The organism is Brevundimonas alba (assembly GCF_011927945.1).
GTDB classification, from domain to species: domain Bacteria; phylum Pseudomonadota; class Alphaproteobacteria; order Caulobacterales; family Caulobacteraceae; genus Brevundimonas; species Brevundimonas alba.
The window spans coordinates 430,328-446,798 of record NZ_JAATJM010000002.1 but is presented as its reverse complement, the minus strand read 5'-3'; the positions used below and the strand labels follow the sequence as shown (position 1 = coordinate 446,798).

Genomic DNA, 16,471 nt, shown 5'->3' with positions numbered 1-16,471 from the left:
GCTGGCGTCGGCTCATCAAGCGAGCCCGCCGAGGAATTTGAACAGGCTCAGCTTCTGCAGGTCGTTCCAGGTGGCGAACAACATCAATCCCGCCAGCAAAGCAAGACCGACCCGGTAGCCGACCTCCTGAACGCGCGCGGGGACTGGCCTGCGCGCCACAGCTTCGTAGCCGTAGAACAACAGGTGGCCCCCGTCGAGGACCGGGATCGGCAACAGATTTACAATGCCAATTCCGATCGAAACTATGGCGGCGAAGCTGATAAATGTGAGGGCGAGGTTCGCGGCCATCCAGCCCGGGTCGGGATTGGCGGCCACGGCCTGCTGCGTCACCCCGCCGGCGGCCTTCGCGATGCCGATGGGGCCGTTCAGCAGGTCGCCGGATTCCTTGCCCATGAAGATGCGGCCGATGTAGGTCGCGGTCGTGCCGACCGTGGAGCCGATCGTCTCGACGCCCTTGCCGAAGGCCTCAAGCGGATTAAGGCGGCGGAAGCTGAAGTCCTGACGCAAGGGCTGCATGTCCAGCCCGATCCGTGCGATTCGAACCCGGCCCGCAATCTCGTCGTCCACGATCTGCCGCACCGGCGTGGCCGTGAGGGTCAACAGGCGCCCGCCCCGGTCGACAGTGAAGCGGATTGGGTCGCCCGCGCTCATCAGGACGACGCGGGTGACGTCTTGCCGGTCTGCGATGGGCTTGCCGTTGATGCCCACGACCAGGTCGCGGGGCTGGAAACCGGCCTCCGCTGCAGGACTTCCGGGCACAGCGGCCGCGACGCGGGGCGCCACAACCTGCTCGCCGATGACGCTGAACAGCAGGGTGAACAGCACCATCGACAACAGAAAGTTCGCCGCCGGACCCGCGGCGACGATCAGCGCCCGCTGCCAGATCGGCTTGAAGTGGAAATAGTCGCGCTCCGCGCCCGGACCGTGCTCCGCGATCACCCGCTGGCGAAGTTCCGCCAGACCAGCCTGATCCGGCACGCTGGAGGCGTCCAGATCGCCAGAGAACTTCACATAGCCGCCCAGCGGCAGCCAGGCGATGCGCCATTCGGTGCCGCGCCGGTCGACCCGGCCGACGATGGTGTTGCCAAAGCCGACGGAGAACCGGTCGATCTTCACGCCGAATGCCCGCGCCACGAGGAAATGGCCCAGTTCATGAATGGTGACGATGAACGTCAGCACCAGCAGGAACGCCACGAGAGAGAGCAGCGCCTGGCCCAGTAAGCCCGTCATGCCGTTAAGTCACCCTCCGCCGTTCAGGCCGCCGCGGCCAGACCCCGAACGATCGACTCCGCTTCACGCCGCGCCTGCGAATCCACGGCCAAGGCCGCATCGCAGGCGTTGCTGGAACCGGAATCCACCCCCGAGGCCGTCACGCGCGACAAGGTGTCGGCGACGACTGCGGCAATATTGAGAAAGCCCAGTCGGCGGTCAAGAAACGCCAGCGCCGCCACCTCGTTGGCCGCGTTGAAGACGATGGGCGCCGAACCGCCGGCCTGCAGGGCCTCCCGGGCGAGTTTCAGCGCCGGGAAGCGCCTTTCGTCCGGCGCTTCAAAGGTCAGACTCCCCAGCGCGGCGAGGTCCAGTCGGGGCGCGGGCCACTCCATCCGGTCAGGCCAGGCCAGGGCACAGGCGATCGGTGTCTTCATGTCCGGCAGGCCGAGTTGCGCCAGCGTCGAGCCGTCGACGTATTCCACCAGGCTGTGAATGATCGATTCCGGGTGCACGACGATGTCGATGCGCTCGGCCGGCATGTCGAACAGATAGGCGGCCTCGATCGCCTCCAGACCCTTGTTGGCCATGGTTGCGCTGTCGACCGAGATCTTGGCCCCCATGCTCCAGTTCGGATGCGCCACGGCCTGTTCGGGCGTGATGTCGGACAACGCCTCGCGCGGCGTCTGGCGGAACGGCCCGCCCGAGGCCGTCAGCACCAGCTTGCGGACCTGATGCGGGGCGTTGTGCGGGAAGACCTGAAAGATCGCCGAATGCTCGGAATCGACCGGGATCAGACGCCCGCCGGAGCGCCGCACCCGCTTGATCAGCGCCGGGCCGCAGCAGACCAGACTTTCCTTGTTGGCGAGGGCCAGGGTCGCGCCGGTTCCGGCGGCGGCCCAGGCCGATCGGAGCCCGGCCGCGCCGACGATGGCGGCCATGACCCAGTCGGCGGGACGGGTGGCGGCTTCGATGACCGCTCCCTCCCCCGCAGCGGCCTCCACGCCGGTGCCCGACAGGGCCTCCCGCAACTCGCCGAGCCGGGAGGGGTCGGCCGTCACCGCCAGTTTCGGCTTCCAGCGCCGGGCCTGTTCGGCCAGTCGTGCGATATTGGCGCCGCCGGTCAGGGCCTCGACCTGGAAAGCGCCGGTTCCGGCCGCCTCGGCCTGATCCATCAACTCGAGCGTCGAGGTTCCCACCGATCCGGTGGAGCCCAGAACCGTGACACGGCGGCGGAGCATCAGCCCGCCCCGAACAGGACGAACAACAGACGCCCGCAGGCCACGACCACCACCGCGAACATCAGCCCGTCGACCCGGTCCAGCAGGCCGCCGTGACCGGGGATCAGCTTGCCTGCGTCCTTGACCCCGTAGCGCCGCTTCAGAGCCGACTCCCACAGGTCGCCCGCCATGGTGGCCAAGGCCGCCGCCAGGCCGAGCACGCCGCCCCAGACCGGCCCGATGCCCATGTCGAGGAAGGTCGCCAAGAGCACGCCGGCGATGGTTCCGGCCGCCAGACCGCCGATGAAGCCGGACCAGGTCTTGTTGGGCGAGAACCGGGGCCACAGCTTGCGGCCACCGACGAGGCTGCCGACCATATAGGCCATGATGTCCGACGCCCAGGCGATGACGAAGGCGGAGACCGTCCAGGCGAGGCCGCTGGGCTCCGTCCCGTCCCGCAGCCAGATCAGCAGCACGGCGGGCCAGCCGAGATAGAGAACGCCGTACGAAGCGTCGAGCGCCTCCTGTCCCCGGCTTCGGGCGAACAGTCCCGCGGCCGCGGCGCAGAACACCAGCATCACCAGTGCGAGGGACAGCTGCTCGACATGGGCCGAGATCATCGCTGCGAAGAGGCCGAAGGCGACGGCGCCGGCCATCAGCCGCCACGCGGAGGCCGCGCTCATCATCGCCCACTCGATCGCCAGCAGGGCGCAGGCCAGCAGCATCAAACCCAGGAACCACAGGCCGCCGGCCCAGATGCCGAGAACAGCCGCCGGAGCCAGCACCACGGCCGACGCGGCCCTGAGGGCGATCTCGCCGGGGCGCATAGCCATCAGCCGGCCGCGAGCGCGGGAGCGGACGTGAGTCCCCCGAAGCGCCTGTCGCGATTGCGATACTGTTCGACGACGTCGGCCAAGGCCTCGGCTCCGTAGTCCGGCCAGAGCACGTTCTGATAGACGAACTCGGCGTAGGCGGCTTCCCACAGCAGGAAGTTCGACAGCCGCTGCTCGCCCGAGGTGCGCACGATCACGTCGACGGGCGGTCCGCCCGCGGTCGACAGGCCCAGACCCAGGGTTTCCTCGTCGAGCGGACCCGTGGCCTCCCCGGCCCTCACCCGATCCGCGTAGCGCTGCGCAGCGTCGACGATGTCGGCCCGGCCACCGTAGTTGAAGGCCACCTGCAGCAGGAATCTGTCGTTGTGGGCGGTGCTCGCCTCGGTGCGCTCGATGATCTGCGCGATGTCGGCAGGCAGGCCCGCCCGGCGTCCGAGGATTCGCACACGCACGCCCTCGCGCTCCAGTTTCCTGAGGTCGCTGGCGACGTAGGTGCGGACCAGCCCCATCAGATCCGACACCTCTTCGGCGGGCCTGCGCCAATTCTCGGTCGAAAAGCCGAACACGGTCAGGCACTTGATGCCCAGCGCCGGCGCCGCCTGCACGGTGCGCTTCAGCGCCTGAACGCCCTCGCGGTGGCCGAGCGCCCTCGGCAGCCCACGCGCCTGCGCCCAGCGCCCGTTGCCGTCCATGATCAGGGCGACGTGGCGAGGCCCGTCGGACGCGGGCGTGTGCTCAAGGGGTTCGACGGGCATGACCTGCGGGTATCCTACGGCAAAACCCGCCGTCAAACCTGCATGATCTCAACTTCCTTGGCCTTCAAGGTCTCGTCGATGCGCTTGATGGCCGCGTCGGTGTCCTTCTGGACCTCGGCTTCCATCTTCTTCTGCTCGTCCTGGCTGATGTCGGAGGCCTTTTCGGCCTTCTTCAGATCGTCGTTGGCGTCGCGGCGGACGTTGCGCACGGCGATCTTCTGCTGCTCGGCGTATTTGCCCGCCAGCTTGGCCAGATCCTTGCGGCGCTCTTCCGTCAGCGGCGGTACCGGAATGCGCAGGGTCTGGCCGTCGACGATCGGGTTGAGGCCGAGACCGGCGGCGCGGATGGCCTTCTCGACCGGCGTGACCATGCTCTTGTCCCAGACGCTGACCGAGATCATACGCGGCTCCGGCACGCTGATGGCGGCCACTGCGTGCAGCGGCGACATCGAGCCGTAGGCCTCGACCTGGACCGGCTCCAGCAGGCCTGCGTTGGCCCGGCCGGTGCGCAGGCCGGAGAACTCTTCCCGCAGGGCGGCGACCGCCTTGTCCATCCGGTCGCGGTAGGTTTTCAGATCAGGCTTGGCCATGGGTTTTCTCTCGTTCTCGAATGGCTTGTCAGGCTGATTTAGCTTTTGACGTGATGACCGTGAAGGTCCCCTCGCCGGTCAGGGTCTTGCGCAGCGAGCCGTCCTCGCGGATCGAGAACACAACGATCGGAATGCCGGAATCGCGCATCAGGGCGATGGCCGAAGCGTCCATGACCTTCAGATCCTTCGCCAGCACGTCGTGGTAGCTCAGGCTGTCGTAGCGCGTCGCCGTGGCGTCCTTCTTGGGGTCGGCCGTGTAGACGCCGTCGACGCTGGTGCCCTTCAGCAGGGCGTCGCAGCCCATTTCGGCGGCGCGCAGCGCGGCGCCCGAGTCGGTGGTGAAGAATGGCGCGCCCACGCCGGCGGCGAAGATCACCACCCGCCCCTTCTCGAGGTGGCGCAGCGCCCTGCGACGCACATAGGGCTCAGCCACAGCGTTCATGGTCAGGGCGCTCTGCACCCGCGTCTGGACCCCGATCTTCTCCAGCGCGGCCTGCATGGCGAGAGCATTCATGACCGTAGCCAGCATGCCCATGTAGTCGGCCGTGGCGCGATCCATGTCACCGGCCGCCTTGGACAGACCGCGGAAGATGTTGCCGCCGCCGATGACGAGGCAGATTTCGACACCCTCGCGCGCGACATCGGCCACGGCCTGGGCTACGCCGGCGACCGTCTTCATATCGATGCCGTAGGCCTGATCGCCCATCAGCACCTCGCCCGACACCTTCAGCAGGACGCGCTTGTAGCGGAACTCGGGCGAGGCATCGGGCATGGAGCAGTCCTTGGGCGGAGGAATCGGCTCCTTATAGGAAGCCCGGCGACGGGTTCAAAGCCTGAGGATGATGGTCTCGACGATCGGACGACGATCCCAGATCTGCTGACTGGCCTTCTTGAGCGCGCGGGACACCGCCTGCTCGATGACCATCTCGTCTTCCAGCGCCTCGCCCTTGAGCTTCATCACCGCCGCCTCGGCGCGCTCGGCCAGATCGTCGAGCGCATCACCCAGCGGGGACTCTGCGTCGCCGGGCAGGCCGATGGCGCGGACGTCGATGTCGCTGACGATCTTGCCACGCTTGTCCATTGCGAAGCTGACGATCAGCACCCCATTGGTCGAGGCGTGACGCCGCTCGTGCAGGGCCTCGCCCTGTTCGGTGACCAGCCGGCCGCCGTCGACGTAGAGGCGGCCGCTCGGGACCTCGTCGATGATGGCCGCGGGCCCGGGCGCCAGACGCACCATGTCGCCATTGCGGGGCGTCACCGTCTCAGGCACGCCGAGGTCCTTGGCCAGGTTAGCGTGCTCGGCGAGATGGCGGCGCATGCCGTGCGTGGGGACGGCGATCTGCGGACGCGCCCAGGCGTACATCTGGCGCAGCTCCTCACGGCAGGGATGTCCGGACACGTGGATGCCCGGGTGATCCTTCTCGGTGTAGATGCGCACCCCGCGGTCGGAGAGCTTGTCCTGGAGGCGGCCGACCGACAGCTCGTTCCCCGGTATGACGCGCGACGAGAAGATGCAGTGATCGCCGCGGCTCAGCGAAATGTAGGGATGAGTGCCTTCGGCCACCCGCGAGAGGGCCGCGCGAACCTCGCCCTGGCTGCCGGTGCAGAGGTAGAGGATCTCGTCGGCGGGCCAGACCCGCGCCTCTCCTTCCGACAGGAAAGGCTGGATGTCCTGCAGCATGCCGACATGCTTGGCCGCCGAGGTGATGCGATGCATCGATCGGCCGGCGAGGGACACCCGGCGGCCGGCCGCTTCCGCCGCCCGGATGACGCTGTCCATGCGCGCGACGTTGGAGGCGAAACAGCCGACGGCGATCCGCCCCTTCAGCGAGCCGATCAGCTCGCTCAGCCGATCGCGTACGTCGCCCTCCGACCCCGCCACGCCTTCGACGAAGACGTTTGTCGAATCGCAGACCATGGCCAGCACGCCCTCGTCGCCGAGGCGGTTGATGGCGCCGGCGTCGGTGACCTGCCCGACGATCGGCTCGTCGTCGATCTTCCAGTCGCCGGTGTGCAGCACCGTGCCCAGAGGCGTCCGGATCGCCAGGCCGTTCGGCTCGGCGATGGAGTGGGTCATGGTGATGAAGTCGACCGTGAACGGGCCGAGGTCGACTGTGCCGCCTAGCGGTATCTCGTTGATCTCGACCTGACCCAGAATGCCCGCCTCGCGCAGCTTCTCGCGGATCAGGAAGGCGGTGAACGGCGTGGCGTACAGCGGCGCCTTCATGCGGCTCCACAGCCAGCCGAGGGCGCCGATGTGGTCCTCGTGGGCGTGGGTCAGAACGATGCCGCGGATCGTCTCGCCCTCGAGGAAGGCGGGATCAGGCACGATCACGTCCACGCCGGGCGTCGACAGGTCACCAAAGGTCACGCCGACGTCGACCACGATCCATTCGCGGTTGGCCTCGGGTCCGTAGCCGTAAAGGTTGAGATTCATCCCGATCTCGCCTGACCCGCCCAGCGGCAGGAAGACGAGCTCGTCAGTGGTTTGCTTTTTCATATGTCCTTGATGTGGGTATTCCGCCGCCAGATTTCGAGCAGGCCGCGGATAGTCAGGTCCGGATCAAACCGGTCGATCGAGTCTGTTGCGCCTTCGAACAGCGAGGCGACGCCGCCGGTTCCGATGACGGTCATGGGCTTGCCCCACTCCGCCTTGATGCGCGCGACCAGGCCCTCGATCAGGGCGACATAGCCCCAGAAGACTCCGGACTGCATGTTGGAGACGGTGTCCTTGCCGATCACCCGGTCGGGCCTCTGGATGGCGATGCGGGGCAGCATGGCCGCCGCCTCGTGCAGCGCCTGCAGGCTGAGATTGATGCCCGGCGCGATCACGCCGCCCTCGAAGGCGCCGTCGGCGGCGACCACGTCGAAGGTGGTGGCGGTCCCGCTATCGATGATGATCAGGTCGCCCGGATAGATCAGATGCGCCCCGATGGCGTTGACCAGTCGGTCGGCCCCCGCCTCGCTCGGCTTGGTGATGCGCACGGCGATGCCGAGATCGACATTGTCGCCGATGACCAGCGGCTCGACGTTCAGATAGCGCCGCGACAGGTTGCGCAGGTTGAAGATCGACTGCGGCACGACACTGGAAATGATGCACCCGTCCAGCTGACCGATGCTCAGCCCCCGCATGGTCAGCAACTGGCTCAGCCAGACGGCGTATTCGTCGGCCGTGCGGCTGGCCTCGGTCGCGGTGCGCCACTGCGCCGACCACTCAGCCCCGTCGTGGACCGCGAACAGCGTATTGGTGTTGCCCTGTTCGATCGCCAGAAGCATCAGGCCGCCTCCCCGAAGAATACGTCGCCGGCCGAGATCAGCCGCAGCGTCCCGTCAGCCAGCCTGAGCTTCAGCGCCCCGTCAGGAGCCACGCCCTCGGCCCGCCCCTCGACCGTCTCATGACCCAGCCGGGCGACGGCGGGTCCGTTCAGCCCCGCGGTTCGCGCCTGCCATGCGTCGAGGATCGGCTCAAACCCGAGCGACTGCCAGCGCTCCAGCCAGACGGCGAAAGCCTTGGCCAGATGGGCCGCCGCGGTCTCGATGGATGGGGGCGAGGTCACATCCCCGCGCAGGTGTCGGGCCAGCGCGGTCGCCGGGCGCTCGGTGCCCGTCGGCGCATCAGCCAGATTGATGCCGACGCCGATGGCCAGCCACAGGCCGCCTGCCGGATGGGCGCCCGACTCGACCAGCACGCCGGAGACCTTCTCGCCGGCCAGCATGACGTCGTTGGGCCATTTGATCGTGACCAGCGACGGCGGGGCGTAGCCGTCCAGAAGGTCAGCCACCGCCAGGGCGGCTATGAAGGTGACCTGCGCCGCCTCGGCCGGCGGCTTGCGCGTCGTCAGCAGCAGGGTCGCCGCGAGATTGCCGTCGCCGTTCTCCCACGCCCGTCCACGACGCCCGCGCCCCTCCGTCTGCCGGCGGGCGCTGATCCACAGTGGGCCGGTCTCGCCGGCTTCGGCCCTTCGCCGGGCCTCCGCATTGGTGGAGTCGATCTGATCGAGCAGCAGGAGTGGAGCGGCGGGCATGAACGCCCTACCCGGCTCCGAAACCGGCGGCCGCGGCCACGGTCAGCGGCTGCAGCCAGGTCAGCCCGATGATCACCAGCGGGAAGGAGAAGGCGGCGCAGGCCCAGGCGATGGCCTTCGCCTCGACCGGCGATTTGTCGGTGACCGGCTGGCCGTCCGGCGCGGGATCGAACCACATCAGCTTGATGATCCGCAGATAGTAGAACCCGGCCACGACCGAGGCCACCAGACCCGCGGCGCCCGCCATCCAGTAGCCCGCCTCGGCAGCGGCGCCGAACACGGCCCACTTGCCCCAGAACCCTGACAGCGGCGGCATCCCCAGCACCGAAAGGCAGAGCACGGTCAGGGCGATGGCCGTCACCGGACGCTCCTTGCGCAAGCCGGCGAAGTCGGCGATCGACCGCACCGGGCGGCCATTCCGCGACAGCGACAGCAGGATGCCGAAGAAACCGAACTGGTCGATTACGTACAGGGTCATGAACAGCAGCATCGACTGGATGCCGATGGTGCTGCCCGCGGCGATGCCCAGCAGAGCGTAGCCGATGTTGGCGATCGACGAATAGGCCAGCAGCCGCTGCAGGTCCTTCTGCACCAGACCTCCGAATGCGCCGACGGCGAAGGAGATCAGCGAGATCAGGATCAAGACCTGCGCCCACTGGTCGTGCGAGCCGGCGAAAGCGCCTTCCAGCGTCCGGGCGATCAGCACCATGGCCGCCACCTTGGGCGCGGTCGAGAACAGGGCCACGACCGGCGTCGGCGCGCCCTCGTAGACGTCCGGCGTCCACATGTGGAACGGCGCGGCCGAAACCTTGAACGCCAGACCGCAGATCAGGAAGACGAGGCCGAACACCAGACCCGTCGACGGATTGGTCGAGGCGTAGGCGGCGATCTCGTCGAACCGCATCGAGCCGGCGAAGCCGTAGATCAGGCTGGCGCCGTACAGCAGCAGGCCGGACGACAGGGCGCCGAGCACGAAATATTTCAGGCCTGCTTCGGACGCCTTGAGGTCGTCGCGGTGGAAGGCGGCCAACACATAGAGAGCCAGCGAGTGCAGCTCGATCCCGACATAGAGCGAAATCAGGTCGCCCGACGACGCCATCATCCCCATGCCCGCCGAGGCCAGCACGATCAGCACCGGGTATTCGAACCGGGCGATGCGGGTGCGCTTCATCCAGCCGTCGCCGAGCACGATGGCCACGGCGCTGGACAGGAAGATCAGCGCCTTGCCGTAGACCGCCAGCGGATCGGCCACATAGGCCCCGTTGAAGGCCCGGCCCAGCGGACCGGTCACAGCCAGGGCCGTCGCGCCGATCAGCAGCAGGACCGACAGCGTGGAGACGACCCGCGCGCTCTTTTCGCCCGCGAAGGCGCCGATCATCAGCAGCACAAGGCCACCGACCGCGAGAGCGGCTTCCGGAGCCGAGAGCTGAAGGGCGGAGATAAGATCAGGCATCATCGTCTCACCCGCCGATCGCAAGTTGATAGGCGGAAGTCAGGGCCTCGACCGAGGCGGCGGTGTAGTCCAGCACCAGACCGGGCTGCACGCCCAGCCACAGGGTGCCGATGATTAGCGGCGCGAAGATCAGCAGCTCGCGCTTGTCGACGTCGGTGATGGCTTTCAGCGCCGGGTTGGTGATCTCGCCGAACATGACGTTGCGGTACAGCGTCAGGGCGTAGACCGCCGAGAAGATCACGCCCGAGGCCGCGAACAGCGCCGTCCAGGTCGACACCTGGTAGATGCCGGTCATGGTCAGGATCTCGCCGATGAAGCCCGAGGTTCCCGGCAGGCCGACGTTGGCCATGGTGAACATCAGGAAGATGGCGGCGAACCACGGCATCCGGCTGGTCAGGCCGCCGTAGAAGGCGATCTCGCGGGTGTGCATCCGGTCGTAGACCACGCCGACGCAGAGGAAGAGCGCGCCCGAGATCAGGCCGTGGCTCAGCATCTGGAAGACGGCGCCCTGCACGCCCTGATCGTTGCCGGCGAAGATGCCCATGGTGACAAAGCCCATGTGGGCCACCGACGAATAGGCGATCAGCTTCTTGATGTCCGTCTGCCGGAAGGCGACCAGCGAGGTGTAGACGATGGCGATGGCCGACAGGGTGAACACCAGCGGCGCGAACATCTGCGACGCCAGGGGGAACATGGGCAGATTGAACAGGATGAAGCCGTAGCCGCCGAGCTTCAGCAGGATGCCGGCCAGGATGACCGATCCCGCCGTGGGCGCCTGCACGTGGGCGTCCGGAAGCCAGGTGTGGACCGGCCACATCGGCATCTTGACCGCGAAGGACGCGAAGAACGCCAGCCAGAGCATCGGCTGGGCATAGGCCGGGAAGTCGAAGGCTTTCAGCTCGGGGATGCTGGTCGTGCCGGCCGTGGAGGCCATCCACAGCATGGCCAGCAGCATCAGGACGGACCCCAGCAGAGTGTAGAGGAAGAATTTGTAGGCCGCATAGATGCGGTTCGCCCCGCCCCACACGCCGATGATGATGAACATCGGCACCAGGGTGCCTTCGAAGAAGATGTAGAACAGGAACAGGTCCAGCGAGGTGAACACCCCGATGACCAGCGTCTCCAGCACCAGGAAGGCGATCATGTAGTCGACCACCCGTTCGGTGATGGTCTTCCAGCTGGCCAGGATGCAGATCGGCATCAGGAAGGCGGTCAGCAGCACGAAAAGGATCGAGATGCCGTCGACGCCCATGTGATATTCGGCGCCCGCGAACCAGACGTAGCGCTCGACGAACTGATAGGTCGCGATCGAGGCGTCGAAACCCGCCACGAGCACCGCCGAAACCGCGAGAGTCGCGAGGGTTGTGATCAGGGCGATCCAGCGCGCCGCGCCGGCGGCGTCGCCCTTGCCCATCAGGCGGGCCAGCATGATCAGACCCGCGCCGACCAGCGGCAGGAAGGTGACAACGCTCAGGATGAAGGGGATCTGGGGCAAGATCAGGCTCCCCACGCATAGATGGCGTAGGCGAGGAAACCGGCCACGCCGAGCAGCATCACGAACGCATAGTGGTAGACATAGCCGGACTGGAGCTTGCCCAGTCGAGCCGCGGATTTCAGCGAGGCCCATGCCGCGCCGTTCGGGCCGAGCCCGTCGATGATCTTCACGTCGCCGATCTTCCAGAACAGATCGCCGATGGCCTTGGCCCCGCGCACGAAGATGAAGTCGTAGACCTCGTCGAAGTACCACTTGTTGTACAGGAAGGCGTGGATGACGCCTCCCCGCTCGGCCATGCGGCGCGCCATGCCTTCCTTCAGGACATAGAGCCAGAAGGCGGCGAAGGTGCCGATCACGGACAGCACCAGCGGCGACCACACGACCCAGGTCGGGACATCGTGGGCCTCGTGCAGGACGTGGTTGTGCGGGCCGTTGAAGATGGCCGAACGCCAGAACTCACCCTCGTGGTGCCCCGTGAAGAAGCCCTCGAACAGGAAGCCGGCGGCGACGGCGCCGACCGACAGCACGAGCAGCGGCACGATCATGACCCAAGGGCTCTCGTGCGGCTTCAGCGGGCCGTGATGGTGGTGATCGTCATGCGCATGATCATCGTGCGCGTGCCCATGAGCGTCATCGTCCGCCAGCGGCTCCGAATGTGTTTCCAGTTGGGCGTGCGAGGCGTGGTCGTCGGCGTGGTGCGCCCCCTCTTCCTTCCACACAGGCTTGTTGTGGAAGGTCATGAAGATCAGACGCCACGAATAGTAGGCGGTCAGGCCGGCGGCGAAGATGCCGACGAGGAAGGCGAACAGACCGATGGCCGAATGGCCCGAAGCCGCCGCCGCCCAGGCGCTCTCGATGACGATGTCCTTTGAGTAGAAGCCCGCGAACCCGCCGATGCCGGGGATGCCCAGACCGGTGATGGCGATCGTGCCGATCATCATCACGGCGTAGGTGATCGGCAGCAGCTTCCACAGCCCGCCCATCTTCCGCATGTCCTGCTCGTGGTGCATCCCGTGGATCACCGAACCCGCGCCGAGGAACAGCAGGGCCTTGAAGAAGGCGTGGGTGAACAGGTGGAACATGGCCGCCTCATAGGCGCCCACGCCCGCGGCGAAGAACATGTAGCCGAGCTGCGAACAGGTCGAATAGGCGATGACCCGCTTGATGTCGTTCTGGGCCAGACCGACGGTCGCGGCGAACAGGGCGGTGATCGCGCCGGTCAGGGCGATGATAGACGAGGCTAGCGGCGCGTATTCGAAGATCGGCGACAGCAGGCAGACCATATAGACGCCGGCCGTGACCATGGTCGCGGCGTGGATCAGGGCCGACACGGGCGTGGGGCCTTCCATGGCGTCGGGCAGCCAGGTGTGCAGGAAGAACTGGGCCGACTTGCCCATGGCGCCGATGAACAGCAGCACACCGGCCAGGTCGAGCGCCGACCAAGTGTAGCCCAGGAACTCCCAGCCAGTGCCTTCCCGCGCCGCGATCATCGGGAACAGCTCGGCGAACTGGATCGTGCCGAACATCCAGAAGACGGTGAAGATGCCGAGGGCGAAACCGAAGTCGCCGACCCGGTTGACGACGAAGGCTTTGATCGCGGCGGCCGAGGCCGTGGACTTCTTGTACCAGAAACCGATCAGCAGATAGGACGCCAGCCCCACCCCTTCCCAGCCGAAGAACAGCTGCATGAAGTCAGCCGCGGTGACCAGCGCCAGCATGGCGAAGGTGAACAGCGAGAGGTAGGCGAAGAACCGCGGCTTGTCCGGATCCTCGGCCATGTAGCCCCAGCTGTAGAGGTGGACCAGCGACGACACCGTCGTCACCACCACCAGCATCACCGCCGACAGGGCGTCGATGCGGATCGACCAGTTCGACTGGAAATCGCCGACGTGAATGAAGGGCGCGATGTGGACCGTGAACGGCTCCAGATGGCCCCACGTCCACTGGCTGAAAACGATCCAGGCGACGGCGCAGGAGACGAACAGCAGGCCGGTCGTGATGGACTTCGACAGCAGGTCGCCCAGCCGCCGGCCGGACAGGCCGACGATGGCCGCGCCCAGCAGGGGGGCGAAAACGCCGAGAGTGACGAGAAGCTCGAGGTTCACGATCAGCCCTTCATGACCGAGGCGTCGTCGACGGCGATGTCGCCGCGATTACGGAAGAAGGTCACCAGAATGGCCAGGCCGACGGCGGCCTCGGCCGCGGCGACGGTCAGGACGAACATGGCCATGATCTGACCCGAGACGTCGTTGAGGTAGGCCGAGAAGGCGACGAAATTGATGTTCACCGCGAGCAGGATCATCTCGATCGACATCAGGATGATGATGACGTTCTTGCGGTTCACGAAGATGCCGAAGACGCCGATGGTGAACAGAATGGCGCCGACCGCCAGATAATGCTGGAGCGTGATTTCCATCAGATCAGATCCTCGGCCGTGACGCCTTCGCCGGTGGCCGCGCCCTTGACCTCGACCGCCGTCTTGCGGTCGCGGTTCACCTGGTCGTGGGCCTTCTGGCGCTTGATGTTGGGCTTGTGGCGCAGGGTCAGGACGATGGCCCCGATCATGGCGATCAGCAGCACGATCCCCGCGGCCTGGAAGATGTAGACATAGTCGGTGTAGAGCACCCGGCCGATCGCCTCGGCGTTGGTCATGTCGACTGCCGTCGCCGGCGCGACCGCGTCGGACGCCGCGCCGCCGTTCACGACCACCAGCGAGATCATGATCATCTCGGCCAGCAGCACGCCGGCCACGATGGCGGCCAGCGGCAGGTATCGCGCATAGCCTTCGCGCAGCCGCACGAAGTCGACGTCCAGCATCATGACCACGAACAGGAACAGCACCGCGACGGCGCCGACGTAGACCACGACCAGCAGCATCGCCAGGAACTCCGCGCCCAGCAGCACGAACAGACCCGCCGACGAGAAGAAGGTCAGGATCAGCCACAGCACGCTGTGCACGGGGTTCTTCGCGGTGACGACCATGAGGCCGCCCACCACGGCCACCGCCGCCAGCAGATAGAAGGCGATTCCTTGCAACATCTGAGGCCTTCGCCCCTTTCGGTTATGGGCGGCGATCCCTCCCGGAATCGTCCTGCCCGTTCAGCGGTTGCGCCTTAACGGTAAGGCGCGTCGAGTTCCAGATTCTTCGCGATCAACCGCTCCCAGCGGTCGCCGTTCGAAAGCAGTTTTTCCTTGTCGTAGAGCAGCTCTTCCCGGGTCTCGACGGTGAACTCCAGGTTCGGGCCCTCGACGATGGCGTCCACCGGGCAGGCCTCCTGGCACAGGCCGCAGTAGATGCATTTGACCATATCGATGTCGTAGCGGGTCGTGCGCCGGCTGCCGTCGGCGCGCGGTTCGGCCTCGATGGTGATGGCCTGGGCCGGGCAGATGGCCTCGCACAGCTTGCAGGCGATGCAGCGTTCCTCGCCGTTCGGATAACGGCGCAGGGCGTGCTCGCCACGGAACCGCGGCGACTGCGGATTGCGCTCGAACGGATAGTTCACGGTGGCCTTGGGCCGCGCCATGTATTTCAGTGACAGACCGACGGCGCCGATGACGTCCAGCATCATCGCGCCTTTGGCAGCCTGGACGAGACGGGTGAACATCAGCGTTTGTCTCCGGAGACGCCGCGGCACAGCTCGTCCTTGCGCGGGTCTTCATCCTTGGTGATGCGGCACAGGCGCTCGCGTTCGGCCTGTTCGCGCTCGATGGCCTGCTGGCGCCGTTCCCACTGGTAGACGGACACCGGCTCGGGCTCGTAGGTCGGGATCGTGCAGGCGGCCGTCGACACGGCGGCCAGCAGCACGGCCAGGGTCAGAATCCGCTTCATGCGCCCACCGCGAACACGCGCCACGCCGAGACGATGACCACGGCGACCAGCGAGGTCGGCAGGAAGATCTTCCAGCCCAGTCGCATCAGCTGGTCGTAGCGGTAGCGGGGAACGAAGGCCTTCACCATGGCGATCATCGCGAACCAGAAGATGATCTTGGCGAAGAAGACGAAGAAGTAGAACAGGTTGGCCAGGAACTCGGGCCAGTCGTTCAGGAAGTCCGTCGGGAAGCCCGGGTGCCAGCCGCCGAAGAACAGCAGGCTGATCATGGCGCACATGAAGACGATGTTGGCGTATTCGCCGATCATGAACAGCAGGTACGGCGTCGAGCTGTATTCCACCTGATAGCCGGCCACGAGCTCGGACTCGGCCTCGGGCAGGTCGAACGGCGGACGGTTGGTCTCGGCCAGCGCCGAGATGAAGAAGATGATCGACATCGGGAACATGACGACGATGGTGGGCAGGGTTTCCAGACCGCCGCCGAATGCGAACCAGTTCCAGATCCAGCCGCCCTGCTGGGTGACGATCTGCGTCAGGTTCATCGTGTCGGACAGCAGGATGACGTTGATGATCACGAGGCCGATCGAGACCTCATAGGACACCATCTGCGCCGCCGACCGCAGCGAGCCGAGGAACGGATACTTCGAGTTCGAAGCCCAGCCCCCCATGATTATGCCGTAGACGCCCAGCGAGCTGATGGCGAAGATGTAGAGGATGCCGACGTTCAGGTCGGAGATGACCCAGCCGGGCGCGAACGGGATCGCCGCCCATGCGATGAAGGCCAGCACGAACGTCAGCAGCGGCGCCAGCAGGAAGATCACCTTGTCGGCCCCGGCCGGGACGACGATTTCCTTCAGCACGAATTTGAAGAAGTCGGCGAACGACTGCAGCAGGCCGAACGGCCCCACCACGTTCGGGCCTTTGCGCATCTGCACGCCGGCCCAGATCTTCCGGTCCGCCAGCAGCAGGAAGGCGAGCGAGATCAGGATGCCGACGGTGACGAGCAGGATGCCGCCGGCTGTGGCGAGGGTCCATCCCAGAGGCGTGGTCCAGAAATCCATC

Annotated in this window: 17 protein-coding genes; all 17 read right to left on the bottom strand. The window is 66.5% G+C overall.

What is annotated here, in order from left to right; translation table 11 throughout:
• Nucleotides 1–15: 15 nt before the first annotated feature.
• Nucleotides 16–1,230: a M50 family metallopeptidase gene (locus GGQ87_RS12680; protein WP_168048323.1), complete on the bottom strand. Its 1,215-nt coding sequence runs from the start codon at nucleotides 1,228–1,230 to the stop codon at nucleotides 16–18.
• A 23-nt stretch (nucleotides 1,231–1,253) separates the two neighbouring features.
• Nucleotides 1,254–2,450 (bottom strand): 1-deoxy-D-xylulose-5-phosphate reductoisomerase, encoded by a 1,197-nt coding sequence (gene dxr / locus GGQ87_RS12675; RefSeq protein ID WP_168048321.1) that lies wholly within the window; start codon nucleotides 2,448–2,450, stop codon nucleotides 1,254–1,256.
• Complete coding sequence (locus GGQ87_RS12670) at nucleotides 2,450–3,262, bottom strand: phosphatidate cytidylyltransferase (RefSeq protein WP_168048319.1); 813 nt, start codon at nucleotides 3,260–3,262, stop codon at nucleotides 2,450–2,452. The genes dxr and GGQ87_RS12670 overlap by 1 nt, the downstream gene beginning before the upstream one ends.
• Complete coding sequence (uppS, locus tag GGQ87_RS12665) at nucleotides 3,262–4,017, bottom strand: polyprenyl diphosphate synthase (RefSeq protein WP_168048317.1); 756 nt, start codon at nucleotides 4,015–4,017, stop codon at nucleotides 3,262–3,264. The genes GGQ87_RS12670 and uppS overlap by 1 nt, the downstream gene beginning before the upstream one ends.
• Nucleotides 4,018–4,049: 32 nt before the next feature.
• The gene (gene frr, locus GGQ87_RS12660) at nucleotides 4,050–4,607 is read right to left on the bottom strand and encodes a ribosome recycling factor (RefSeq protein ID WP_168048315.1); all 558 of its coding nucleotides are present in this window, start codon (nucleotides 4,605–4,607) and stop codon (nucleotides 4,050–4,052) included.
• A 28-nt stretch (nucleotides 4,608–4,635) separates the two neighbouring features.
• Nucleotides 4,636–5,379: a UMP kinase gene (gene pyrH / locus GGQ87_RS12655; RefSeq protein ID WP_168048313.1), complete on the bottom strand. Its 744-nt coding sequence runs from the start codon at nucleotides 5,377–5,379 to the stop codon at nucleotides 4,636–4,638.
• A gap of 54 nt (nucleotides 5,380–5,433) precedes the next feature.
• On the bottom strand, nucleotides 5,434–7,107 hold the full coding sequence (locus tag GGQ87_RS12650) for a ribonuclease J (protein ID WP_168048311.1): 1,674 nt from the start codon (nucleotides 7,105–7,107) through the stop codon (nucleotides 5,434–5,436).
• Complete coding sequence (locus GGQ87_RS12645) at nucleotides 7,104–7,886, bottom strand: type III pantothenate kinase (RefSeq protein ID WP_168049256.1); 783 nt, start codon at nucleotides 7,884–7,886, stop codon at nucleotides 7,104–7,106. Before GGQ87_RS12645 ends, GGQ87_RS12650 begins: the two co-directional genes overlap by 4 nt.
• Nucleotides 7,883–8,632 carry a biotin--[acetyl-CoA-carboxylase] ligase gene (locus GGQ87_RS12640; RefSeq protein WP_168048309.1) on the bottom strand — a complete coding sequence of 250 codons (750 nt, stop codon included), beginning with the start codon at nucleotides 8,630–8,632 and terminating at the stop codon, nucleotides 7,883–7,885. Before GGQ87_RS12640 ends, GGQ87_RS12645 begins: the two co-directional genes overlap by 4 nt.
• A 7-nt stretch (nucleotides 8,633–8,639) precedes the next feature.
• Nucleotides 8,640–10,085 (bottom strand): NADH-quinone oxidoreductase subunit NuoN, encoded by a 1,446-nt coding sequence (gene nuoN / locus GGQ87_RS12635; protein ID WP_168048307.1) that lies wholly within the window; start codon nucleotides 10,083–10,085, stop codon nucleotides 8,640–8,642.
• Between the two features lie 7 nt (nucleotides 10,086–10,092).
• Nucleotides 10,093–11,571, bottom strand: a complete 1,479-nt coding sequence (locus tag GGQ87_RS12630) for an NADH-quinone oxidoreductase subunit M (RefSeq protein WP_168049254.1) — start codon at nucleotides 11,569–11,571, stop codon at nucleotides 10,093–10,095.
• A gap of 11 nt (nucleotides 11,572–11,582) precedes the next feature.
• Nucleotides 11,583–13,685: an NADH-quinone oxidoreductase subunit L gene (gene nuoL / locus GGQ87_RS15475; protein WP_168048305.1), complete on the bottom strand. Its 2,103-nt coding sequence runs from the start codon at nucleotides 13,683–13,685 to the stop codon at nucleotides 11,583–11,585.
• A gap of 2 nt (nucleotides 13,686–13,687) precedes the next feature.
• A complete protein-coding gene (gene nuoK, locus GGQ87_RS12620; protein WP_168048303.1) occupies nucleotides 13,688–13,996 on the bottom strand; it encodes an NADH-quinone oxidoreductase subunit NuoK in 309 nt (102 codons plus the stop codon).
• Complete coding sequence (locus tag GGQ87_RS12615) at nucleotides 13,996–14,619, bottom strand: NADH-quinone oxidoreductase subunit J (RefSeq protein ID WP_168048301.1); 624 nt, start codon at nucleotides 14,617–14,619, stop codon at nucleotides 13,996–13,998. Before GGQ87_RS12615 ends, nuoK begins: the two co-directional genes overlap by 1 nt.
• Nucleotides 14,620–14,693: 74 nt before the next feature.
• Complete coding sequence (gene nuoI, locus GGQ87_RS12610) at nucleotides 14,694–15,185, bottom strand: NADH-quinone oxidoreductase subunit NuoI (RefSeq protein ID WP_168048299.1); 492 nt, start codon at nucleotides 15,183–15,185, stop codon at nucleotides 14,694–14,696.
• A complete protein-coding gene (locus GGQ87_RS12605) occupies nucleotides 15,185–15,409 on the bottom strand; it encodes a hypothetical protein (protein ID WP_168048297.1) in 225 nt (74 codons plus the stop codon). Before GGQ87_RS12605 ends, nuoI begins: the two co-directional genes overlap by 1 nt.
• On the bottom strand, nucleotides 15,406–16,470 hold the full coding sequence (nuoH, locus tag GGQ87_RS12600) for an NADH-quinone oxidoreductase subunit NuoH (protein ID WP_168048295.1): 1,065 nt from the start codon (nucleotides 16,468–16,470) through the stop codon (nucleotides 15,406–15,408). The genes GGQ87_RS12605 and nuoH overlap by 4 nt, the downstream gene beginning before the upstream one ends.
• Between the last annotated feature and the right edge of the window lies 1 nt (nucleotide 16,471).

Excerpts from the sequence above, each read along its gene's own strand:
- GGQ87_RS12640 (WP_168048309.1), bottom strand. The coding sequence starts at position 8,632 with ATGCCCGCCGCTCCACTCCTGCTGCTCGATCAGATCGACTCCACCAAT.
- nuoK (WP_168048303.1), bottom strand. The coding sequence starts at position 13,996 with ATGGAAATCACGCTCCAGCATTATCTGGCGGTCGGCGCCATTCTGTTC.
- GGQ87_RS12615 (WP_168048301.1), bottom strand. The coding sequence starts at position 14,619 with ATGTTGCAAGGAATCGCCTTCTATCTGCTGGCGGCGGTGGCCGTGGTG.
- nuoI (WP_168048299.1), bottom strand. The coding sequence starts at position 15,185 with ATGTTCACCCGTCTCGTCCAGGCTGCCAAAGGCGCGATGATGCTGGAC.
- GGQ87_RS12680 (WP_168048323.1), bottom strand. The coding sequence starts at position 1,230 with ATGACGGGCTTACTGGGCCAGGCGCTGCTCTCTCTCGTGGCGTTCCTG.
- frr (WP_168048315.1), bottom strand. The coding sequence starts at position 4,607 with ATGGCCAAGCCTGATCTGAAAACCTACCGCGACCGGATGGACAAGGCG.
- uppS (WP_168048317.1), bottom strand. The coding sequence starts at position 4,017 with ATGCCCGTCGAACCCCTTGAGCACACGCCCGCGTCCGACGGGCCTCGC.
- pyrH (WP_168048313.1), bottom strand. The coding sequence starts at position 5,379 with ATGCCCGATGCCTCGCCCGAGTTCCGCTACAAGCGCGTCCTGCTGAAG.
- GGQ87_RS12670 (WP_168048319.1), bottom strand. The coding sequence starts at position 3,262 with ATGGCTATGCGCCCCGGCGAGATCGCCCTCAGGGCCGCGTCGGCCGTG.
- nuoH (WP_168048295.1), bottom strand. The coding sequence starts at position 16,470 with ATGGATTTCTGGACCACGCCTCTGGGATGGACCCTCGCCACAGCCGGC.
- GGQ87_RS12650 (WP_168048311.1), bottom strand. The coding sequence starts at position 7,107 with ATGAAAAAGCAAACCACTGACGAGCTCGTCTTCCTGCCGCTGGGCGGG.
- dxr (WP_168048321.1), bottom strand. The coding sequence starts at position 2,450 with ATGCTCCGCCGCCGTGTCACGGTTCTGGGCTCCACCGGATCGGTGGGA.
- nuoN (WP_168048307.1), bottom strand. The coding sequence starts at position 10,085 with ATGCCTGATCTTATCTCCGCCCTTCAGCTCTCGGCTCCGGAAGCCGCT.
- GGQ87_RS12605 (WP_168048297.1), bottom strand. The coding sequence starts at position 15,409 with ATGAAGCGGATTCTGACCCTGGCCGTGCTGCTGGCCGCCGTGTCGACG.